The organism is Synechococcus sp. PCC 6716 (assembly GCF_022570815.1).
Taxonomy (GTDB): Bacteria; Cyanobacteriota; Cyanobacteriia; order Thermosynechococcales; family Thermosynechococcaceae; genus Thermosynechococcus; species Thermosynechococcus lividus.
Genome location: NZ_JAKLTU010000004.1, coordinates 1 through 19,679 on the forward strand (window position 1 = coordinate 1; position 19,679 = coordinate 19,679).

The 19,679-nt window shown below is 53.4% G+C and carries 24 protein-coding genes and 1 pseudogene; 9 read left to right on the forward strand and 16 right to left on the reverse strand.

Annotation, left to right across the window (positions count from 1 at the left end; translation table 11 throughout):
• Window positions 1–92 (reverse strand): annotated as a pseudogene (locus L5220_RS04150) (DNA-binding response regulator); the annotation flags it as partial.
• 258 nt (window positions 93–350) lie between these two features.
• On the opposite strand from L5220_RS04150, the gene L5220_RS04155 reads away from it, so the two are divergent.
• Window positions 351–1,547: an RNA-guided endonuclease InsQ/TnpB family protein gene (locus L5220_RS04155; RefSeq protein ID WP_499571815.1), complete on the forward strand. Its 1,197-nt coding sequence runs from the start codon at window positions 351–353 to the stop codon at window positions 1,545–1,547.
• A 424-nt stretch (window positions 1,548–1,971) separates the two neighbouring features.
• Here the strand turns inward: L5220_RS04155 and L5220_RS04160 are convergent, their stop codons facing one another.
• On the reverse strand, window positions 1,972–2,181 hold the full coding sequence (locus L5220_RS04160; RefSeq protein ID WP_499571817.1) for a hypothetical protein: 210 nt from the start codon (window positions 2,179–2,181) through the stop codon (window positions 1,972–1,974).
• 376 nt (window positions 2,182–2,557) lie between these two features.
• Between L5220_RS04160 and L5220_RS04165 the strand changes: the two genes are divergently transcribed.
• Genes L5220_RS04165 through L5220_RS04175 form a run of 3 tightly spaced genes read left to right on the forward strand, consistent with a single transcriptional unit; the run spans window position 2,558 to window position 4,754 of the window.
• A complete protein-coding gene (locus L5220_RS04165) occupies window positions 2,558–3,256 on the forward strand; it encodes an MBL fold metallo-hydrolase (RefSeq protein ID WP_499571819.1) in 699 nt (232 codons plus the stop codon).
• Window positions 3,257–3,305: 49 nt separating this feature from the next.
• On the forward strand, window positions 3,306–3,833 hold the full coding sequence (locus tag L5220_RS04170; protein WP_099797820.1) for a rhodanese-like domain-containing protein: 528 nt from the start codon (window positions 3,306–3,308) through the stop codon (window positions 3,831–3,833).
• 3 nt (window positions 3,834–3,836) lie between these two features.
• On the forward strand, window positions 3,837–4,754 hold the full coding sequence (locus L5220_RS04175) for a sulfite exporter TauE/SafE family protein (RefSeq protein ID WP_499571821.1): 918 nt from the start codon (window positions 3,837–3,839) through the stop codon (window positions 4,752–4,754).
• 478 nt (window positions 4,755–5,232) lie between these two features.
• Here the strand turns inward: L5220_RS04175 and atpA are convergent, their stop codons facing one another.
• From atpA to L5220_RS04220, 9 genes are all read right to left on the reverse strand, one after another.
• Window positions 5,233–6,744, reverse strand: a complete 1,512-nt coding sequence (gene atpA / locus L5220_RS04180) for a F0F1 ATP synthase subunit alpha (protein ID WP_448514712.1) — start codon at window positions 6,742–6,744, stop codon at window positions 5,233–5,235.
• 49 nt (window positions 6,745–6,793) lie between these two features.
• Complete coding sequence (gene atpH, locus L5220_RS04185; RefSeq protein WP_499499657.1) at window positions 6,794–7,348, reverse strand: ATP synthase F1 subunit delta; 555 nt, start codon at window positions 7,346–7,348, stop codon at window positions 6,794–6,796.
• On the reverse strand, window positions 7,348–7,878 hold the full coding sequence (locus L5220_RS04190) for a F0F1 ATP synthase subunit B (protein ID WP_448514713.1): 531 nt from the start codon (window positions 7,876–7,878) through the stop codon (window positions 7,348–7,350). The genes atpH and L5220_RS04190 overlap by 1 nt, the downstream gene beginning before the upstream one ends.
• 11 nt (window positions 7,879–7,889) lie before the next feature.
• Window positions 7,890–8,306, reverse strand: a complete 417-nt coding sequence (locus L5220_RS04195) for a F0F1 ATP synthase subunit B' (protein WP_099799786.1) — start codon at window positions 8,304–8,306, stop codon at window positions 7,890–7,892.
• Between the two features lie 70 nt (window positions 8,307–8,376).
• The gene (atpE, locus tag L5220_RS04200) at window positions 8,377–8,625 is read right to left on the reverse strand and encodes an ATP synthase F0 subunit C (protein ID WP_009767951.1); all 249 of its coding nucleotides are present in this window, start codon (window positions 8,623–8,625) and stop codon (window positions 8,377–8,379) included.
• Window positions 8,626–8,697: 72 nt separating this feature from the next.
• The gene (atpB, locus tag L5220_RS04205) at window positions 8,698–9,456 is read right to left on the reverse strand and encodes a F0F1 ATP synthase subunit A (protein ID WP_099797832.1); all 759 of its coding nucleotides are present in this window, start codon (window positions 9,454–9,456) and stop codon (window positions 8,698–8,700) included.
• 40 nt (window positions 9,457–9,496) lie between these two features.
• A complete protein-coding gene (locus L5220_RS04210; RefSeq protein ID WP_448514714.1) occupies window positions 9,497–9,844 on the reverse strand; it encodes an ATP synthase subunit I in 348 nt (115 codons plus the stop codon).
• A 148-nt stretch (window positions 9,845–9,992) separates the two neighbouring features.
• On the reverse strand, window positions 9,993–10,427 hold the full coding sequence (locus L5220_RS04215; protein ID WP_499571825.1) for a Mini-ribonuclease 3: 435 nt from the start codon (window positions 10,425–10,427) through the stop codon (window positions 9,993–9,995).
• Between the two features lie 50 nt (window positions 10,428–10,477).
• The gene (locus L5220_RS04220; protein ID WP_227517495.1) at window positions 10,478–10,810 is read right to left on the reverse strand and encodes an STAS domain-containing protein; all 333 of its coding nucleotides are present in this window, start codon (window positions 10,808–10,810) and stop codon (window positions 10,478–10,480) included.
• Window positions 10,811–11,136: 326 nt separating this feature from the next.
• Between L5220_RS04220 and L5220_RS04225 the strand changes: the two genes are divergently transcribed.
• The 5 genes from L5220_RS04225 (at window position 11,137) to L5220_RS04245 (ending at window position 15,041) form a co-directional block, all read left to right on the forward strand.
• On the forward strand, window positions 11,137–11,439 hold the full coding sequence (locus L5220_RS04225) for a hypothetical protein (protein WP_499571828.1): 303 nt from the start codon (window positions 11,137–11,139) through the stop codon (window positions 11,437–11,439).
• Window positions 11,440–11,495: 56 nt separating this feature from the next.
• On the forward strand, window positions 11,496–12,911 hold the full coding sequence (locus L5220_RS04230) for an FAD-binding domain-containing protein (RefSeq protein WP_448526964.1): 1,416 nt from the start codon (window positions 11,496–11,498) through the stop codon (window positions 12,909–12,911).
• Between the two features lie 78 nt (window positions 12,912–12,989).
• Entirely contained in the window at window positions 12,990–13,817 is an 828-nt protein-coding gene (map, locus tag L5220_RS04235; RefSeq protein WP_099797840.1) for a type I methionyl aminopeptidase, read from the forward strand.
• A 2-nt stretch (window positions 13,818–13,819) separates the two neighbouring features.
• Window positions 13,820–14,377 (forward strand): NUDIX hydrolase, encoded by a 558-nt coding sequence (locus L5220_RS04240; RefSeq protein ID WP_448514718.1) that lies wholly within the window; start codon window positions 13,820–13,822, stop codon window positions 14,375–14,377.
• Between the two features lie 85 nt (window positions 14,378–14,462).
• On the forward strand, window positions 14,463–15,041 hold the full coding sequence (locus L5220_RS04245) for a GerMN domain-containing protein (protein ID WP_499571831.1): 579 nt from the start codon (window positions 14,463–14,465) through the stop codon (window positions 15,039–15,041).
• Here L5220_RS04245 and L5220_RS04250 read toward each other — a convergent pair.
• The 5 genes from L5220_RS04250 to L5220_RS04270 all read right to left on the reverse strand — a co-directional run bounded on the left by L5220_RS04250 (window position 15,011) and on the right by L5220_RS04270 (window position 19,648).
• Window positions 15,011–16,288: an APC family permease gene (locus tag L5220_RS04250; RefSeq protein ID WP_499571833.1), complete on the reverse strand. Its 1,278-nt coding sequence runs from the start codon at window positions 16,286–16,288 to the stop codon at window positions 15,011–15,013. The genes L5220_RS04245 and L5220_RS04250 overlap by 31 nt on opposite strands.
• 3 nt (window positions 16,289–16,291) lie before the next feature.
• The gene (locus L5220_RS04255) at window positions 16,292–17,287 is read right to left on the reverse strand and encodes a DMT family transporter (protein ID WP_499571835.1); all 996 of its coding nucleotides are present in this window, start codon (window positions 17,285–17,287) and stop codon (window positions 16,292–16,294) included.
• 63 nt (window positions 17,288–17,350) lie between these two features.
• Window positions 17,351–17,686: a PH domain-containing protein gene (locus L5220_RS04260; RefSeq protein ID WP_448514721.1), complete on the reverse strand. Its 336-nt coding sequence runs from the start codon at window positions 17,684–17,686 to the stop codon at window positions 17,351–17,353.
• A 4-nt stretch (window positions 17,687–17,690) separates the two neighbouring features.
• Window positions 17,691–18,662, reverse strand: a complete 972-nt coding sequence (locus L5220_RS04265) for a heme o synthase (protein ID WP_448526961.1) — start codon at window positions 18,660–18,662, stop codon at window positions 17,691–17,693.
• Between the two features lie 20 nt (window positions 18,663–18,682).
• A complete protein-coding gene (locus L5220_RS04270) occupies window positions 18,683–19,648 on the reverse strand; it encodes a COX15/CtaA family protein (RefSeq protein WP_499571839.1) in 966 nt (321 codons plus the stop codon).
• Window positions 19,649–19,679: the final 31 nt, after the last annotated feature.

Consider the following 19,679-nt stretch of genomic DNA (forward strand, 5'->3'; position numbering starts at 1 on the left):
TGCCGAAATGTGGTTAGAGCTTCCTCGCCATCAGCCGCCGTAACCACGGTGTAACCAATCATGGATAGGCGGGTTTCGAGGATGTGATGAATACTCCCTTCTCAAGAGGACAGGATTTACAGCAGTTTAAATGGGAATTTTTTGTACTCTATCATTTTTGTGCCAGCTCCAGAAAGCCCTCTAGCTCTTCCTGAGCGCCGATTTTAAGATTTTTCTACAAATGTCGCAAGAAGTCGATCTATTCTACCGCAGGTGAATCGTGGGATGAATGGCGACCCATAAATCAACGTGCGTAGCACATCCTCTTTGCTATCTGGTAGGATATTATCAGTAACATCTAAAGACGCTAAATGTTGCAAGCGTACAAGTTCAGAGCCTATCCAACCCACGAGCAGAAATTAGCCCTAGCCAAGAGCTTTGGCTGCTGCCGCTGGTACTGGAATTACTCGCTCAACTTGTGCCAAGAAACCTACAAATCAACTGGGAAAGGGTTGTCCCGCTCAGCTATTCAGGGATTACTCCCTGACCTGAAAAAGGAGCACCCGTGGCTGAAGGAGGCTTACTCTCAATGCTTGCAAGTCGTGGCTCTGAATTTGTCTACGGCTTACAAGAACTTTTTTGAAGGGAGAGCGAAGCTGCCGAGGTTCAAGTCCAAAAAAGGTCGTCAATCGATTACTTATCCTCAAAACGTCAAAGTAGAAGGAGATTACGTTAAACTCCCTGGAAACGTTGGGAAGTTATCCTGCCGTCAGCACCGAGAATTTGAGGGACAAATCAAATCGGCTACGGTTTCTCTCAATCCAGACGGGAAGTATTATGTGTCCCTTCTAGTTGATGATGGTCAAGAGCAACCTATTCCCAGTGCTGAGGGGAAAGCGATAGGAATTGACCTGGGGTTGACCCACTTCGCAATTACTAGCGATGGCTCGAAGTTCGACAACCCTCGGCATTTAGCCAAACATGCTCGTAACCTAAAGCGCAAACAGAAGAAGCTTTCTCGCAAACAGAAGGGAAGCAACAATCGAGATAAAGCTCGAAAGCGAGTCGCTCGCGTTCACCATAAAATAGCTCGCTGTCGTGAAGATTTTCTGCACAAGCTATCCCGCAAGATAGTCAACGAAAACCAAGTGATTGCTGTAGAAAATCTGCATGTGAAAGGGATGGTGCGAAATCCCAAGCTAGCCAAAGCGATTAGTGGTGCTGGCTGGGGGATGTTTTGTACCATGCTCAAGTACAAAGCTGAAAGAGCAGGGAAGATATATATCGAAGTCAATCGTTTCGTTCCTTCCTCAAAAACCTGTCATGTTTGCCTCAATCAAGTGGGTAACCTACCGCTTGATGTTCGCAATTGGACTTGTGATGTTTGTAATACAGAGCATGATAGGGATATAAATGCTGCAATCAACATAAGAAATGAAGCCTTGCGGGTATTGGAGTTAGGAACTAGCTCTACTGCCTTTGGGAGGGGACGTAAGACATCTGGTAAAACTTCGGTTTTGCTAGATGCTGTCCCCGTTGAACAAGGAAGCCGCTTATCTATCGCGTAGCGATGATGAGCGGTAGTTCACGCACCCTTTAGCATATAACTGCAAGAATCCTCTGCTTCAAATCGTTGATTGAAGCGTGAGATGAATTGCGGTAATAAACTGTGCAGTGTTGCTGAATGTGGCTATGAATTGCCCTCACCCTCGCCCTCTCCCAAAAGAGAGGGCGGCAAAAGACTCAAATCCGAAAATCATACGTCTATTCAGCAACGCCAACTGTGCTATAGTCCTCATCGTGTGGCAACGCCGCACACTAAACTAGTATATTGCCGGAAGAATGTCCTGCACCAGCTATCGCGTAGGATGGCTGACGAACGCCAAGTCATTGGTGTAGAGTCTTCCAAGCTGGCAACTTTAACACAGGCATTTCCCTTCCCTCTGTTGGGTAGGAAGCTGCTGTTGTAATCGTTGATTCAATAGCGGTAAGTCACGTGGGCGGTGTTTGATCGTTATTGGCGTGGGTTGGCAGCTTTAGGGGAGATAACCCCATGGGATTGGGGGTGGCCATGGGGAGGGGGGCATCACTGATGGTGACCCCTGCAGTGGCTCGTAAGCGTGCTCGCAGGAGTTGGCTGACGGCTTGGCGTTGAATGACATCTTGTTCCGTCAAGGATTGAACTGAAGGCTTAACGTCCATAGCTTGCCTGCGCTAAATTATTGGTTATGGTGGGATACCTAAGCTACGTTCACTCCCTACACGCAATTGCAGGACATTGTTGCATTGCTGTCCTGCATTTTTATCTGCTATTTTCAATTTTAAGGGCGATCGCCCCCTCGCTCATAGAGGTACTCTTGTTTTGCCGTCCTTTTGTTAGCTTCTGCTGACAATGTTACAGCTTCGACATTTCAGGTTCACATCGGGACGGTAGTTAGGTCTAGCTGCCATGGCCGCTTATGGGTTGGAGCGTCCCCTCTACGCCTTGACATTATTCAACTATTTGGTTATATAATCATATTAGTTATCCTTGCACAGGATCGCTTAAGATTTACCGAGGGTCTATAGGGAGTTGCACATGTTATTCCGGCAATTATTTGACCAAGCCACTTGGACCTATTCTTACCTGATTGCTGACCCAGCCACGAGCGAAGCAGCGCTGGTGGATAGTGTTTTGGAGCAGGTGGATCGGGACCTGTTGTTGATTGAGCAGTTGGGCTTAAAACTGCGCTATTGCTTAGAAACCCACGTTCATGCGGATCACATTACTGGTGCAGGAAAACTGCGAGAGCACACGGGCTGTCGTACCCTCGTCCCCCAAAATGCCAAGGTGGACTGTGCAGACGGTTTCTTGCAGGATCAAGAGACAATTTACGTCGGGGCTATTCCCATTCAGGCGCTCGCCACCCTTGGCCATACCGATAGTCATCTAGCCTTCTTGGTCAATGGCGACCACCTACTCACAGGAGACTCGCTGTTCATTCGCGGTTGTGGCCGCACCGATTTTCAAAGTGGCGATGCGGGTGCTCTCTACGATGCCGTTACCCAACGCCTCTTTAGCCTTGCAGACGACACCCTCGTCTATCCCGGCCATGATTATCGCGGCTTTACTGTGTCCACGATTGGTGAAGAGAAACGGTTTAACCCTCGCTTTGTTGGGCGCGATCGCCAGCAATTTATTGAATTTATGGCCAGTCTGAACCTACCCAACCCACAAAAAATGATGGAAGCTGTACCGGCCAATGAACGTTGTGGCTTAGCCGTTGCGGCGGTTTAGCCATCTAACTTGAACGTACGCTATCCGTTTTAAGAAATAGGAGGACATGATGACCATCACCCCTACGCCAACCCTCATCACCGCTGCGGAACTGCATCGGGCACTTGCCGATCGCGACCTGCTGCTGATTGATGTGCGTGAACCCAACGAGTACGCCAGTGGCCATATTCCCGGTGCCTTACTTTGCCCTCTGGCTGATGTCCAAGACCTTCACCTGCCTACCCTCAATATCCCCATTGTTCTCTATTGTCAGTCGGGTCGCCGCTCACACCTAGCGTGGGAAATACTCCAGGCCAAAGGGCTAAGCAACCTCAGGGAATTGCAGGGTGGCTTTCAGGCATGGCAGCAGGCGGGGTACGGTGGCAGTACTGCCCCCATCAGCCTCATGCGCCAAGTGCAAATTGTGGCTGGCAGCCTGATCCTTGTGGGGGTGATCGCTGGCTTTACGGTGAATCCCGGTTTCTTTCTCCTCTCAGGATTTGTCGGGGCTGGCCTACTGTTTGCAGGCATTACAAACACGTGCGCCTTGGCGCGGCTCCTTGCGCTTCTGCCCATGAATCGCCCGCGCAGGAAGTAGGCGATGTTAGGGTATTGGCTGGGGCATGGGTTAGCGATCGCCATCGGTCTGAGTTTAGGGCTTTTAGGGGGCGGTGGGTCTGTCTTGGCCTTGCCGGTTCTGGTCTATGTCATGGGTATTCCAACCAAGGTGGCGATCGCCATGACATTGGTGATCGTTGGCAGTGTCAGCCTCTTAGCGGCCATTCCCCAATGGCGACGGGGCTACGTAAATTTGCGATTAGCTCTTGTGTTTGGCTCCGCCACAATGCTTGGTGCCTACCTAGGGGCACGACTGGCTGCCCTGCCGTGGATTACCGACACCGTGCAGCTGTTACTCTTTGCCAGCACCATGATGATCGCTGCCTTTTTAATGATTCGGCGGCAGCAACGCTCCACCCCACCCGAATTGATGCCTCCAGAGGTCACCCTAGAAAGCCAACTCTATCGCCCGCCTGCCTGCAAATACTGCTGGCTTTGGCTGCCTACCGAGGGGCTAGGGGTAGGACTTCTCACCGGATTAGTTGGGGTGGGAGGTGGCTTTGCCATTGTGCCAGCCCTGGTGCTACTGGGTAAAATTCCTATGCGGCAGGCAATTGGCACATCGCTACTAATTATTGCAGCGAATTCTGTTGCTGGGGTATGGGGCTACTTAGGAACTGTAACACTCGATCCACGCCTGACGCTGACATTAACCCTTGCCGCAGCCCTTGGCTCCTTGCTAGGAAGCTACTGGGGACAGCGAGTCTCCACCCAAAAACTTCAACAAGCATTTGGTTACTTCTTAATTGCCATTGCTAGCGTAGTGATCCTCAAAACCCTGCTGTCGCCCCCTCAAGGGTCTTCTCGGGACGTGCCCCGCAGTAGCACCGCCGCAGCGTTGAGGGCAAGCAATCTCGCAGGGGCTGGCCATCAGAAGAAAGCGCACCCCCGTGTTGAGTAAACACACCGGTTTTGCTGAATGTGGCTATGAATTTCCTCATCCCCAACCCGTCTCCCTAGGGAGACCCTCATCCCCAACCCGTCTCCTTGGGGAGAAGGGAGCTAAGAGTCTTGTTCCCTCTCCTTTGGGAGAGGGCTAAGGTGAGGGCAGCAAAAGACTCAAACCCGAAAATCATACCTCTATTCAGCAACGCCAACACACCTAGTTGGCGTGCGGACGTCTCACTTCGTCGGGGAGCCAGTGCAAGACCCCTCTGCAAGCAGACACGGAATACTCTACCGTGGAGTTGTCTCAGATTCCGGCAGCGCCGTTTTATCGAATGTGAGCGAAAAMCCCCGCCGCAAGGGGGCGGGGAGGATGTCAGTATTGTCAGTCTGCAATTGGCACGGGGGTATCTGTATCCCGTACTGACTGCCTCTCGACGGTACAGTGCGGGGCGTATCTACCCCCGCACTCCCTCAGCTAATTGTGGAGGAACCTAGGCAGTAAAGCCTGCTTTATATTCGGCGATCGCCTCTTTGAGCAGAGCTTCTGCGGTTTCGTCGAGTTTTTGGCTACTGCGTACCGCTTCACCGTACTGTGGTTTACTCGTTGCCAAATAATCCCGCAGGCCAGCGACAAACTTAGCCACGGCTTCAACGGGAATATCGTCCAAATAGCCATTGGTGCCCGCATAGATGGTCGCAACTTGGTACTCCACCGGAATGGGCGAGTACTGGGGCTGCTTGAGGATTTCCCGTAACCGCTGACCCCGCGCCAGTTGATTCTGGGTTGCTTTATCTAAGTCAGAGGCAAATTGCGCAAAGGCTTGGAGTTCGTCAAACTGCGCAAGTTCTAGTTTGAGTTTGCCAGCCACCTGCTTCATTGCCTTAATTTGTGCTGCCGAACCCACCCGAGACACAGAAATACCCGCATTAATCGCAGGTCGCAAACCTGCATTAAACAGGTCAGACGACAAGAAAATCTGGCCATCGGTAATGGAAATCACGTTGGTGGGGATATAGGCAGACACGTCGCCCGCTTGGGTTTCCACAATTGGTAGTGCGGTCATACTGCCACCCCCTAGGGCGTCATTGAGTTTGGCGGCGCGCTCTAATAGACGAGAGTGGAGGTAGAACACATCCCCCGGATAGGCTTCGCGACCGGGGGGACGACGCAGTAACAATGACATTTGCCGGTAAGCCTGCGCTTGTTTCGAGAGATCATCGTAGATCACTAGGGTATGCTTGCCTTGATACATAAAGTACTCGGCAATGCTAGCGCCGGTGTAGGGGGCTAAGTACTGTAAGGCAGCAGGGTCACTGGCGTTGGCTGCGACAACAATGGTGTAGTCAAGCGCACCCCGTTCCCGCAGAACATTTACCACTTGGGCAACGCTGGAGGCCTTTTGGCCAATAGCGACATAGACACAGATCACGTCCTGACCTTTTTGGTTCAGGATCGTATCGATTGCCACGGCTGTTTTCCCAGTTTGGCGATCGCCAATGATTAACTCCCGCTGGCCACGACCGATGGGAATCATGGCATCAATGGCGGTAATGCCAGTTTGCAGGGGTTCGCAGACCGACTTCCGCTGCACAATCCCGGGGGCGGGGGACTCTAGCAAGCGGGTTGCGGTAGCGTGAATCTCGCCTTTGCCGTCAATGGGACGCATCAGGGCATCCACCACACGGCCAATGACGGCCTCACCCACTGGAATCGAGGCAATTTTACCGGTGGCACGAACCGTACTGCCTTCCTCAATGCCTAGGCCAGCCCCCATCAGCACCACCCCAACGTTATCTTCTTCGAGGTTGAGGGCGATACCCACCGTACCGTCTTCAAATTCCACTAGTTCTGAGGCCATCACTTTATCAAGGCCATAGACGCGGGCAATACCGTCGCCCACCTGTAGCACAGTACCCACGTTATCGACGTTGATCGACTGCTCGTACTGCTCAATTTGCTGACGAATAATGCTGCTGATTTCATCGGGTCTGATGCTTACCATAGGAATTGCTCTCAAGGGTTAGACAGTTTACAAAAAGGTACAAAAAGAGTTACACCGGTTGTGCCAAGCTGACACTTAAGCGCCGTAGCTGCCCACGCAGGCTGGCATCAAAAATTTGTGAGCCAACTTTAATCACCACACCACCAAGGAGTTCAGGGTCGATGGCGATCGCCAGTTCAACATCAGCGGCACCGGTCATGGTTTTTACCTTCTCCACAACTGCGTGGCGTTGCTGCTCCGTCAGTTCTACAGCACTGATCACTTCCGCCAAAACAATATTGCGGAGTTTGCGCAGCAGGGCGCGGTACTGCTGACAAATGGCAGCTAACAGATTAATGCGCCGCCGATCCACCAGCAGCATGAGGAAATTGAGAAAATAGCCATGTACCTTATCCACGGTCAGCTGCCGCAGGACGTTCTTTTTAGCATCAGGATTAATGAGCGGGTTGGCTAAAAACTCTTGCAGTTCCGCTGAGGCGGCCAGTAGGTCTAAAATCAAACCGCTATCCTGCTGAAACTGATCAGCGAGATTGTGCGACTGCGCCAAAGACAGTAGGGCTTCGGCGTAGGGTTCGACAAGTTCACCACGGATGGTGGTCTGCATCATTTGCCTCCTAGTAGGGCAATACTGCGATCAACAAGGGTGCGCTGAAGCTCGGCATCGTGACTCAAGCGCTCTTTGAGCTGCTGCTCCGCTTGAGCTAGGGCAAGGGCGGTAATGCGCTCACGGATCTCGGCGATCGCCCGCTCCGTTGCCGCACTGGTGTCTTGAGAGGCCGTTTGTTTCAAGCGCTCAATTTCCTGCTGTGCCTTGGCGATCAGTTCTTCTTTGGCTGCCTTGGCACGAACCAACGCCTCTTCGCGAATACGCGCTGCCTCCTCCTTTGCTTGGGCTAGCTTCTGCTGCTCCTGAGCCAAGCGAGCTGCTGCGGTGCGTTGGCGTTCTTCCGCCTCTGCAATCGCCGTTGCAATTTGTTGCTGGCGATCGCCAAGGGTTTTGCCCAGCAGACCACGACCAAAATAAACCAGTACCCCAATAATGATGGCAAGATTAATCACATTGGTTTCGAGCAAATTGGTGTTTAAGCCAAAATGCCCTACCTCTTCCGTTGCCATTAAAATTACTGCGTCCATGACCCAAACTCCTAGGCCAGTAACTTGGCTAACAACTGCTCACTCAAGCTGCTCACTTGACCTTCGAGCGCCTGCAGTGTCGCCTGCTTTTGCTGATCAATCTCTGCTTGAGCCTTCATTAACTCTGCCTGTAGGGCCTGCTGTGCTGCTGCAATTTCAGCCGTGGCAATTTTTTGTGCCTCTGCCCGTGCCTCTTCAATGATCGCTTGGGCTTCACGGCGGGTATATGCCAATTCCTGTTCGTACTGATTGGCTAGCTCGGTGGCCTGTTGCAGCCGCTCCTTGGCCTGTTGCAAATTGGTGCGGATGTACTCATCCCGATTGTCCAGTGCCTGACCCAACGGCTTATACAGCAGCGCATTCAAAATGACGGTCAAAATTAAAAACTGCACAGCCATCAAGGGTAGGGTGGCATCAAAATCAAACATCAGCCTCTCCAGAATGGGGCGGAACAAAAGGGGAAAGCGCACATAGCTCGCCTTCCCCACCATGGGCTATTTAGGATGCAAAGGGGTTAGCAAACAGCAGCACGAGAGCAATCACCAGACCGTAAATCGTCAGGGATTCCATAAAGGCAAGGGTCAGCAGCAATGTACCCCGAATTTTACCTTCCGCTTCTGGTTGCCGCGCAATACCTTCAACGGCTTGACCCGAGGCATTCCCTTGACCGATGCCAGGGCCTAGGGAGGCCAAACCAATAGCCAGAGCAGCAGCCAACACAGAAGCAGAAGCGACTAACGGATCCATAGTTTATTTCCTCAGACTGTAGTGGGACGAAACAAAATTTCCAAAAGATAACAATAGCAGGGTATGTACCCTTTAGGAGTGAGCCTCTTCGTGCTCTCCCCCATGCCCTTCCATTGCCTCACCAATGTAGGTGGCGGCCAATGTTGCAAAGACAAGGGCTTGGATGGCACTGGTGAATAACCCCAACGCCATGACCGGTAACGGCACAAACAGGGGAACAAGCAACACCAAGACCCCTACCACCAGTTCATCCGCCAAGATGTTGCCAAAAAGACGGAAGCTCAGGGAAAGAGGTTTTGTAAAATCTTCCAAAATGGCAATAGGAAGCAATACCGGTGTTGGCTCAATGTATTTAGTGAAATACTTTAGCCCCCGCTTCCGCAGCCCTGCGTAAAAGTAAGCCAAGGAGACCAACAACGCAAGGGCAACAGTGGTATTAATGTCATTGGTGGGTGCTGCCAATTCCCCTTCTGGTAACTCAATGAGTTTCCACGGCACCAGCGCCCCTGACCAGTTACAGACAAAAATGAACAGGAACAGTGTTCCCACAAAGGGAACCCAAGCACGGTATTCGTGTTCACCCATTTGGCTTTTGGTCAAGTCACGGATAAATTCAAGGGCATATTCCATGAGGTTTTGGATACCACTGGGAACCCGCTGAATATTCCGGGAGGCCGCAAGAGCCGCCACGATCAATATGCCCATCACAATCCATGTGGTGATGAACACTTGACCGTGAACCTTGAGGTTGCCAATATGCCAGTAGAAGTGATGACCCACCTCGAGTTTGGCAACGGGGAGAGAGGTCCAAAGGTGTATCAAAGGCATCATGCCTCCGCACGTAATGTTCTAAGCACAACAAAGCCAGTCGTTAGGGGGACGGTAAAACCGTACGAAACATATAGACCAGAATGGCGGCTTTGTAGGTCAAAAATCCCAAAAATACGGGAATAATGTGCAACTCGTGCCAGCGGGCAGCCAAAATAATGACCGCCACCACAACGAGAAGCTGTGTCTTTCCTAGCTTTTTCTGGTCATGTCCCAAGCGTTCCACATTGCGAGCAAGTAAGCGCAAATAAATCAGGCTGGCACTTGCTCCCAGTAAGTAGTTTAAGGCTGTGTTTAGGTCGTAGATGACCCAGACAGTCCCAAAGGCGATCGCCATCAATACCAAGCTTGTCGTGAATAATTCGCGACAGAGTTGGTAAAACTCCGCCATCGCTCCACCAGTTGCACTCTGGTTAGGAACAGTTGTTGAAGGGGAGGGCGCAGATGCCGAATGGGGAACCGTCACAGCAGCACGCGGAGCATCTTGAGATGCCTCAAACTGGCCACTAAGCATCCTATCACGCTGTGGTTACATTTCATTACAGCGATTCCGCTGCGGCTACCTCTGCCCGAATATGCTGCTCTAGCAGAGCTAAAACGTCTTGTAGTCGTTGCGGATCCGTGAGATAGAGATAGCCCAAGAGTGCTTCAAACCCCGTTGCTTGGCGATAGATTTTAGCGGGCACCCGTTTGGGGCCATCCGCCGCCGCATTGCGACCTTGGCGAAAGATCATCAGCTCTGCGGCGGTGCAGTGGGGCCACAGAATGTCCATGTAGCGAGCTTGGCTTTCAGCACGGACATGTGCCACGACTTGGTGGTGGTAGGCATTGATCCGTTGGGGGGGAGTCAAAAAGATAAAGCGAATAAACAGCTCATAGACCGCATCCCCAAAGTAAGCAAGGGCAGAAGGGGACAAGCGCTGAGCAGCAATTGCATCCGACGCAATGGGTAAAAAAGGGGCAGACGCCATCATAACCATGGGGCTGAGACATCGCCCCTGAGGACTGCAACCATAGAGCGACGTTACGAGGCAGAGGGTTGATCCGTAATCTGGGCGATCGCCGTGGCCAAATCTGGCTGGAGGGGCAGAAATTTTTCGAGCCGTACCATTTTTACGGTTTGGGTCACCCGTGGATTGGTGACAATCTGGAGTTGCCCTTGGTGCTCCTGTGCCTTTTTGGCTAGTTGGACAAGAACTCCCAAGCCTGAACTATCAAGAAATTCAATTTTCGAGAGGTCAAGGATAATGTTTGCTGGGCCATCGTCAAAGCACTTGGTAATGACTTTGCGGAAGGCAGACTCCGAGAAGGCATCGATGAGACCCGTCAGGCGGAAAACTTGGTAGTCATCACGCACCTCACGGGTTCCCCGTAAGCTTTGGGTTAGGGAAAGTGGTTCAGAAATGGGAGCCTCCTTAGCAAATAACTCAAGACAGAAAAATAAGAAGCCTGTGCTAAATATCTGTAGGCTCTAAAAAACATCAGAATCCTTGGGCACGTCCCAAGACTGGATCCTGCTTTCATGTTCCCCAGATATTCTGCGGCTAGGAATCGGGTTGAGCAACTAAGTATAGCTAAGTATAGGCAAAGCCGTTTGTCTTGTCCATTGCCTCAATAAAAATTTGAATTTGCAGCAGAGAGTCCTTTGGCAAAATTAGAAATACCCTTTTTAGGAGACCTGCGGTGAAACATTTTGCTGCCTTGCTAGGAGCCAGCAGCCTATGCCTTGGGGCGCTGCCCACTATAGCAAATACACCCAATACTTACCCACCAGAAGCGGTTGCTGCCTTTATGGCTGACTGTGAACCTAAGTTTGCGGCGCAAGCACCTGCCGGCTTTGGCGATCGCGGCGATCGCTACTGCACCTGCGTCATTAACCGCCTCCAAGAAACCATGCCCTATGAGCAGTTTCGTCAGCTTGACCCCAACGAGGAACCGCCAGAGCTGAAGGCGGCCACCCATAACTGCATTACCTCTATCTTTTAAGATGTTAAAGATGCCTTGACATCCTCCCCTTACTAAGGGGGTTGCCGGAGGTTTGGATGAGTTACCCCCTACATCTGTTTTGGCACCGCCGCGACCTGCGCCTTGCCGATAACTTAGGTTTGTACGCAGCGCGGCAGCACACCCCAACGGTGGTTGGAGTCTTCTGTTTTGACCCAGCACTGCTGCAAGGGCAAGATGTGGCCGCAGTGCGGGTGGCCTACTTGCTGGGGTGCCTACAGGCGCTCAAGGAAGCGTACCAGCAACGGGGAGGCTGTCTGCTCATGGTGCAGGGGGATCCGCGGCAAGTGATCCCAGAGGTGGCCACCACCTTAAAGGCCACAGCGGTACACTGGCACGAAGACGTGGAACCCTACGCCAGAGAGCGCGATCGCGCCGTTGCCGCCACCCTAAATGACCTTGGCATCGCCGTTCACCGCCAGTGGGATCAGCTATTGCACCCCCCCAGTGCTGTGCAAACCCAACAGGGACAGCCCTACACCGTCTATACCCCCTTTTGGCGCAATTGGTCAGCCCTGCCCAAAGCCGCTCCCGTGCCACCGCCACCAGACTTTGCCCCCCTAGAGGCCACCGAAATAGCGAGCATCCCCTTGCCCAGCACCCATGACTTAGGCTTTGACTGGTCGGGGGAGTTGATTTTAGCTCCAGGAGAAGCAGCAGCAGCCCAACAGCTCGCGCACTTTAGCCAGCACGCCATTTACGAATACGGTGAGCAGCGGAACTACCCCGGGCGACCCGGCACTGCCCTATTAAGCCCTGCCTTAAAATTTGGCGTGATCGGCATTCGCACCGTCTGGGCCGCCAGTGAAGCAGCCCTCGAGCACGCCCGTAGTGATGAAGCCCGTGCGAGTATTCGCACGTGGCAGCAGGAACTGGCCTGGCGGGAATTCTATCAGCACGCCCTCTACTGGTTTCCAGAGTTGGCCGAACGTCCCTATCGTCAAGGGTTTGCCAGCTTTCCGTGGGTAAATGACATATCACAGTTTGAGGCTTGGTGTCGCGGCGAGACCGGCTACCCGATAGTGGATGCCGCCATGCGCCAGTTGAACGAAACCGGTTGGATGCACAACCGCTGTCGCATGATTGTCGCCAGCTTTCTCACAAAGGACTTAATCATTAATCCACAGTGGGGGGAGCGGTATTTTATGCAGCGCCTCATCGATGGCGATTTAGCCGCAAACAATGGCGGCTGGCAGTGGAGTGCCTCCAGTGGCATGGATCCAAAGCCACTGCGCATTTTTAATCCCATGAGCCAAGCACAGAAATTTGACCCCGATGCCGACTATATCCGTCGGTGGCTACCGGAACTGCGCTCGGTTGACACGCCAGAGTTACTATCCGGGAGTATTTCTCCGTTGGAGCGTCATCGCTGTGGCTATCCGCCCCCCATCGTCGATCACCACGTGCAACAGCAACGCTTTAAGCAAATGTATCACGACCATTTCCGCCGCTGAGTTCCCTCGATTCCCTTGCGACCAGAACAGCGTTATCCTGAAAAGGAATCATTGTTCGGTTGCCCTTGGCTCACACTCATGAATATCCTTGGTAATCTGCTCACTCCCCCCACCACTCCCGTGCAAACCCGCCCCCGCCGTGGGATTGAAATTAAATCTAAGCGGGAAATTGACATTATGCGGCAAGCCTCACGGATTGTGGCTACCGTCTTGAAAGAAATTTCCGAGATCATCAAGCCCGGGATGACCACCGCCGATCTTGATGCCTATGCGGAGCAGCGAATTCGGGAGATGGGAGCTACCCCCAGTTTTAAGGGTTACCAAGGGTTTCCGGCTTCCATTTGCGCCTCAATTAATAATGAAGTGGTTCACGGTATCCCCAGCCCTCGCAAGGTAATCCGCAACGGCGATATTGTGAAAATCGATACCGGTGCTTACTACAATGGGTTCCATGGTGACTCCTGCATTACCATTGCCGTGGGTCAGGTGTCGGAGAGTGCCAGTAAATTAGTCAAAGTAGCCGAAGAAGCACTCTATCGGGGGATTGAGCAAGTCAAAGAAGGCAACTACCTGATGGATTTGGCGGGAGCCATTCAAGACTACGTGGAAGCCAATGGGTTTGTTGTGGTTGAGGATTTTACTGGCCATGGGGTAGGGCGCAATCTTCACGAAGAGCCGTCAGTGTTTAACTTTCGCACGAATGAATTGAAGAATGTGCGACTGCGCTCAGGGATGACCCTTGCCATTGAACCCATTGTGAACGCTGGGTCGAAGCAGGTGCGAATTTTGCAGGATCGCTGGACAGCGGTGACGGTGGACAATTCCCTGTCAGCCCAGTTTGAGCATACTGTCTTGGTAACCAAGACGGGCTATGAAATACTCACAGATCGCCAACTGGTAAGCTAAACATGAGTAACACCCACAGTCCCGCTGAGGTGCTCGAACGTCATTGTTTCTGCCGTAGTCGCAAGTTTACGTTTGAGGTCAACCAGTATCGTCTCCCCCACGGTGCAGTGGCAGTGATGGGAACGGTGCGGCATCCAGGGGGTGCTTTGGCGGTGCCTGTAGCCCCTAGTGGTCATCTGGTACTGGTGAAACAATACCGTTTTGCTACTGAGAAGTATCTCCTTGAATTTCCGGCTGGTACCGTAGAGGATCATGAAAATCCCTTTAAGACCATTGAGCGGGAAATACAAGAGGAAACGGGCTACCGTGCCCACCAGTGGCAACCCCTTGGCGAGTTTTACATTGCCCCTGGCTACTCCGATGAAGTCATCTACGCCTATTTGGCCACCGATCTTGAACCCTTAGCCACCCCTCCAGCGCAGGATGATGATGAGCGCATCGAAACTCTAGAGTTCAGTATTCCCGATTTTGAAGCGGCTATTCGCAGTGGGCAGGTGGTCGATGCCAAAACCATTACCAGTTTCTATTTAGCCCTGCCCTATTTATCTGCTAAGAGCTAAAGTATAGGGAACCGATACATCGATGCATTGCGTCCTAAGGTAGTTAGGTGCACTCCAGCAAGGAGACAAGCCAGTGATCTCGAAAGTGACTCGTTCCCGTCCTGCTCTAATTGTGCTAGCGGCAGTCGGCTTGGCCTCAGCAGGGACGGCAGTATGGCTCACCCTCAATCCACCACGGTTTGATGACCCACAGCCGCAACCCACCCCCACCGATGTTGCTCGACAGCAGGACACGCAAGTGTTTTGGCTGGTGAGTGAGGGAGATGCATTGGTATTGGTGCCAACGACAGTCCGCCTTGAGGGTGACCCAGCCCAACCAGAACTCTTGATCAAGTCCCGACTGGAGCGGTTATTTGCTGGGCCGGTCAATGCAGATGTGGCCACCAGTATTCCTGAAAATACGCGATTGAATCGCGTCGAGGTCAAGGCGGATGGAATTTATATTGATGTGTCAAGAGAGTTTACCCGTGGCGGTGGTAGCACCTCAATGCAAGGACGTTTAGGCCAAGTGATCTTTACTGCAACAGCGAATGATCCCGAGGCTCCTGTGTGGATTTCTGTGGCTGGAGAGCCGTTACGGGTTCTAGGGGGGGAGGGGCTGGAGGTAACCCAACCGATGACCCGCAAGCAGTTTCAAGCGGCGTTTCCTTTGCGCCGCCAATAGTGCCACGCCAAACCGATGACAATGAGGCCACTGCCGCTGCACCACACCACTGGCTCCACCCAAACGGTAAGCCCGCCACAGCCCACTAGCCCGACAATTGCTAACCAGCGGGGAAACTGGCGATCGCCCTCTGGCAGTTGTAGTGCAGCCCAGTTGGTAATGGCATAGTAAATCAAGACACTGAAGGCGCTAAACGACCAAGTGGTTTTGACATTGCCAAGGAGCACGAGCAGACAAATCCCCAAACTGACCGTCAGAATGGCCGCCGTGGGTCGAGCTCCCTCCAGACTAATCTGCGCCAATACCGCTGGTAAATCTCCCCGCCGTGCCATGGCCAACACCATCCGCGACAGGCCAAGGATCAGGTTGAGCAAAATACCGACCATGGCGGCAATGGCACCCACAGCAATGAAGGGACGCACCCATGGGACACCAAAACTAGTTACCAGTACCTCTAGGGGAGCCGCTTGCTGGTGGGCAGCCTGCCCTAACGCGGTTGACCCAACCCCAGCTAGGGCGACAACAGCAACAGCGCCGTAGAGCAGCATGACAAAGCCAATGGTCAGACCAATGGCGCGGGGAATCGTTTGCTGGGGGGCTTTTACTTCTTCGCCGAGGACGGTAATACGGGCATAGCCGCTGTAGGCCACAAACATCAGGGCGGTGGCTTGGAGGACATCCGGTAACCGCAAGGGATCCCAGCCTAGGGTTAATCCTACCCAAGCTTGGCGTTGGGCGTACTGCGCTGCCACAATCACAAAGGTCAATAAGCTTAAGAACGTGACGGTGAGAATGGCTAGATTGACGTGGCTGGAGCGGCGCACCCCTAAAATGACCACCCCAGTGAGCAGCCAAATTAAGGCGATGGCACCAACGACAGGCGCCGAATCATCGAGGTTGACTGCTGGCAGCACGCTTAACAGATAACCCATACACCCTAAGGCGGCAGTAGCGGCTGAGGCTGACTTGGCCACCAGAAACATCCAGCCCGCGGTGAACCCCAAGGCGGGGCTAAGGTAGCGATAGCCATACTCGTAGGTGCCGCCACTGAGGGGGTGGCTGGCCGCCAGTTGCGCGCTACTTAACCCATTGCACAATGCCAGTCCAGCCGCTAAGGCGAGGGCAACTAATACCCATGAGCCAGCGATGCCCGCTGCAATCCCGAGACTGACAAAAATACCCGTGCCGATCATGGAGCCAAGACCCGTGAGGATGGCTCCTGTGAGACCCAGTTCCCGTTTGAGCATGGTTTAGGAGTGATCCGATACGTTGACTGTAACGGTCTGTGAGGGGCGTAATTGTCTGGATAGGGGTAACTGCTGCCATTGGCTCCCGAGCACGTGGCGCTGATTAATGAGGTAGATGCTGATGAGGGTGAAACCAACCCCTAGCAATTGTAGCCGACTCAGGGTTTCGGCCAAGAGCAGATGGCCAAAGGTGAGGGCAAACACGGGGGTTAAAAAGGTGAGGGCACTCAGGCTGGTTAAGTTGCCTTGAGCCGCAAAGTAAAAGAACACACCGTAGGCAATGGCACTGCCAAATACGGTGGCATACCCTAAGTTGAGTACATCTCCAATGTGCAGGTTCAACCACGGTGCTGGCTGGTGTAGGCTGGCGATCGCCAACAGGGGTAGCCCCCCCAAGACCATATGCCAGCCGGTGGCCACAATCGGATCGACATGGCGTGCCACTGGCCGCATCAAAATCGTCCCCACTGCCATTGAGAGCGCCGCTAAGAGCATCCACAATTCGCCTCGCTGCCCCCAGTTGTGCCAAGAAATGGCGGCGAACGGTTGCGGCTGTTGTAGCAGGTGCAGCAGATCGTCCCCTAGGCCAATGCAGCTAATGCCCAGCACCCCTAGCCCTAATCCCAGCCAGCCCCACCCCCCGACGCGCTCAGCGTAGAGCCAGCGAGCAAGCAAGGCCACCGCCAAGGGTTGGGAGTCAATCATCACTGAGCCTAGCCCTGCCCCGGTCTTGGCTAAGCCAGTGGCTAAAAATCCCTGAAATAATAACCCATCGACTACTGCAAATACGAGAATCCAGCCCCATGCTTTAGGGGTACTTGGTTGCGGTTTCCCCAAGGCGATCGCTAAAAGGAGTACGAGCACTCCGGCGGGCACTAGTCGCMCCCCTGCCACAAAGAAGGGGGAGGTATGGGGCAGCACCTCTTTCATGGCCACCATTGCTGTTCCCCAGAAAAAGAAGGGGGAAATGAGGATGAAGCGTTGTAGCAGGGTGGTCACGGCAGTCTAGGGTAAATTGTTAAGGATTATTACGTTTTATTTACCTAGATTATACCGCCTGTTTCACATTGGTGCAGCAGTGGTGTGGGTTTGCAAAATGGCTAAGACCTGATCGACTGCGTCGGGGGTAATCACAACCTTGATGGGATGCCCATCATCAATCAAGATCCCCGTTGATTTTTGTGGGCGCCGGGGATCGAGGTGAAACCAGTGGGGCACTAACCCCATCCCCCAGATGCGCCATTTGCCTTCAACGCCTAGCTCAACGGTTTCAAAGTGGCGAATGGTAGTGTATTCGATCCGCTTATCGCCAAAGGGGAAGTAATACCAGTGAATGGTGAGGCCATGGCGATCGCACTCGATGTAGTCGTCGCGGTAGAGGCTTGCGGGGGTGTCCATGCAGTTAGCTCCAAGGCAACAAACAGGTCAAGGTCTGTAACTCGGTTGCAAGGCTCAGATCAAGCTGGGCTAGAAGCATCCGATCTAAGGCCATGGCACCACACAGGAGCATCATATACAAAATCGAAAATTTGAAGAGGGAGCGTGCCCGCTCTTTGTCACTGGGGACTTGGGTGAGGTGCCAAGCGCGATAGAGAAACCCCCCCCCTAGGGCGATCGCTGCTAGACCGTAGCCCCAGCCCACCACACCACAGGGATAGATCAGCAATAGGGAGGTTGGAACTAACGCAAGGGTATAGAGCAAAATTTGCCGTGCAGTGGTCGCGTCGCCATCGACCACCGGTAACATTGGCACGTTCACCCGGGCATAATCGTCTTGGATGAGCATGGCCAAGGGCCAAAAGTGGGGGGGAGTCCAGATAAAAATAATGGCAAAAAGCACCCACGCTGCCCAACTGAGTTCACCGGTGACGGCTGCCCAGCCCACAAGGGGGGGAATGGCACCAGCGGCACCGCCAATGACGATATTCTGAGGGGAAGAGCGCTTTAGCCAGTGGGTATAGACCCCCACATAAACCGCAATACCCGCCATGGCTAAGCACGCACTCAGGAGGTTTGCAAAGACGGCGAGGAGAATAAAGGCGATCGCCGCGAGGGTGAGGGCAAAAAGTAAGGCTTCTAGGGGCGACACCCGTCCCGATGGCAAGGGGCGATGGCGAGTACGCTCCATGATTGCATCAATATCGCGATCGTAGAGGCAGTTAATGGTGTTGGCGGCTCCCGCGGCACAGGCACCACTCAGCAAGGTGACAAGGAGTAACCACGGTGAGACAGTGCCTTCACTGGCCACCACCATAGCGGCAGCGGTGGTAATCAAAAACAGGAGGATTAAGCGGGGCTTGGTCAGTTGCCAATAATCTGCCAATAGACTTTGCCAAGCCCGAGGCGTGGTGGCTGTCAAGATCGTTTCTGGCATAGGGTCAGTCCTGTAGGGTGCTAGGGGGCGATCGCCCCATTGGCGGCAGAGTCAGCGCGATCGCGCCCGGCAAGGGTAGTCAAGGCCACCAGTAAGCCAAGGAGAGTTGCCCCAACAAGCTGGTGCGCTACGGTGAGCGGCGGCACCTGTAGCTTGAGTTGGAACGTTGCTACCCCTAAACCAATTTGAGCCGCAACAACAAACAGCAAGCTAAAACTTAGCTGCCGCAGTACAGTTGCCAAGGCGGGGCTACGCCATGCAACGGTCACCACGGCAAGAACGCTTAAGGTGGCCGGCGCAACCCCTAATAAGTGGCTATTGAGCACATGACACAGGCGATCGCCGTACAGGCACTGATGCACAGCCCATTGGGAAGACACCAGCCCGCCGAGGATGCTCTGGCCATAGACACACACCGTTGCAATGGCAGCGGTTAACCTGAGCCACCGCGATGTGCCGGTTCCCTGAAACGGCACCAGCCCCACCGTGATGCTGACCAACAGGCAAAAGAAAAGCAGCCCCGTGCCCAAGTGAGCCGTGACCACTTCAAACCGCAGCAGTTCTGTTACGGTCAAGCCACCGAGAATCCCCTGAAGCACCACAAGAGCAAGGGCGCTGGCCGCCGCATAGGGTAACCAACGGGGCAAGGCGTGCCGCCATGCAATGCTCAACCCCGCAAAGGCGATCGCCATCCCGCCCAAGCTCGTCGCTAGCAGACGATGAAACCACTCTAGGAAGACCTGTAGGTTCATTTGCTTTTGGGGAACCAAGGTGCCAAAACACAGGGGCCAATCGGGACAGGCCAGACCGGCATCCATAACGCGGGTGGCACTGCCAACGGCCATCAAAACGAGCGTAAAGAGACTCATCAGCAGCACGAGTCGCATTATCCATTGACGACGGTTGTCAAGCGCAACTAGCGAACTAGACTCTTGGAGATCAAAGCGCCCAAGCACTGATTTTTCCTCGACAGCAACATTCCCCATGGTAAAGAGGCTAAGGGCGGGATCAGGGGTG

What these genes read in the sequence shown, in the direction of transcription:
- L5220_RS04155 (WP_499571815.1), top strand. Translation starts at nt 351, where the DNA reads ATGTTGCAAGCGTACAAGTTCAGAGCCTATCCAACCCACGAGCAGAAA.
- L5220_RS04160 (WP_499571817.1), bottom strand. Translation starts at nt 2,181, where the DNA reads ATGGACGTTAAGCCTTCAGTTCAATCCTTGACGGAACAAGATGTCATT.
- L5220_RS04165 (WP_499571819.1), top strand. Translation starts at nt 2,558, where the DNA reads ATGTTATTCCGGCAATTATTTGACCAAGCCACTTGGACCTATTCTTAC.
- L5220_RS04170 (WP_099797820.1), top strand. Translation starts at nt 3,306, where the DNA reads ATGACCATCACCCCTACGCCAACCCTCATCACCGCTGCGGAACTGCAT.
- L5220_RS04175 (WP_499571821.1), top strand. Translation starts at nt 3,837, where the DNA reads ATGTTAGGGTATTGGCTGGGGCATGGGTTAGCGATCGCCATCGGTCTG.
- atpA (WP_448514712.1), bottom strand. Translation starts at nt 6,744, where the DNA reads ATGGTAAGCATCAGACCCGATGAAATCAGCAGCATTATTCGTCAGCAA.
- atpH (WP_499499657.1), bottom strand. Translation starts at nt 7,348, where the DNA reads ATGCAGACCACCATCCGTGGTGAACTTGTCGAACCCTACGCCGAAGCC.
- L5220_RS04190 (WP_448514713.1), bottom strand. Translation starts at nt 7,878, where the DNA reads ATGGACGCAGTAATTTTAATGGCAACGGAAGAGGTAGGGCATTTTGGC.
- L5220_RS04195 (WP_099799786.1), bottom strand. Translation starts at nt 8,306, where the DNA reads ATGTTTGATTTTGATGCCACCCTACCCTTGATGGCTGTGCAGTTTTTA.
- atpE (WP_009767951.1), bottom strand. Translation starts at nt 8,625, where the DNA reads ATGGATCCGTTAGTCGCTTCTGCTTCTGTGTTGGCTGCTGCTCTGGCT.
- atpB (WP_099797832.1), bottom strand. Translation starts at nt 9,456, where the DNA reads ATGATGCCTTTGATACACCTTTGGACCTCTCTCCCCGTTGCCAAACTC.
- L5220_RS04210 (WP_448514714.1), bottom strand. Translation starts at nt 9,844, where the DNA reads ATGGCGGAGTTTTACCAACTCTGTCGCGAATTATTCACGACAAGCTTG.
- L5220_RS04215 (WP_499571825.1), bottom strand. Translation starts at nt 10,427, where the DNA reads ATGATGGCGTCTGCCCCTTTTTTACCCATTGCGTCGGATGCAATTGCT.
- L5220_RS04230 (WP_448526964.1), top strand. Translation starts at nt 11,496, where the DNA reads ATGAGTTACCCCCTACATCTGTTTTGGCACCGCCGCGACCTGCGCCTT.
- map (WP_099797840.1), top strand. Translation starts at nt 12,990, where the DNA reads ATGAATATCCTTGGTAATCTGCTCACTCCCCCCACCACTCCCGTGCAA.
- L5220_RS04240 (WP_448514718.1), top strand. Translation starts at nt 13,820, where the DNA reads ATGAGTAACACCCACAGTCCCGCTGAGGTGCTCGAACGTCATTGTTTC.
- L5220_RS04250 (WP_499571833.1), bottom strand. Translation starts at nt 16,288, where the DNA reads ATGCTCAAACGGGAACTGGGTCTCACAGGAGCCATCCTCACGGGTCTT.
- L5220_RS04260 (WP_448514721.1), bottom strand. Translation starts at nt 17,686, where the DNA reads ATGGACACCCCCGCAAGCCTCTACCGCGACGACTACATCGAGTGCGAT.
- L5220_RS04265 (WP_448526961.1), bottom strand. Translation starts at nt 18,662, where the DNA reads ATGCCAGAAACGATCTTGACAGCCACCACGCCTCGGGCTTGGCAAAGT.
- L5220_RS04270 (WP_499571839.1), bottom strand. Translation starts at nt 19,648, where the DNA reads ATGGGGAATGTTGCTGTCGAGGAAAAATCAGTGCTTGGGCGCTTTGAT.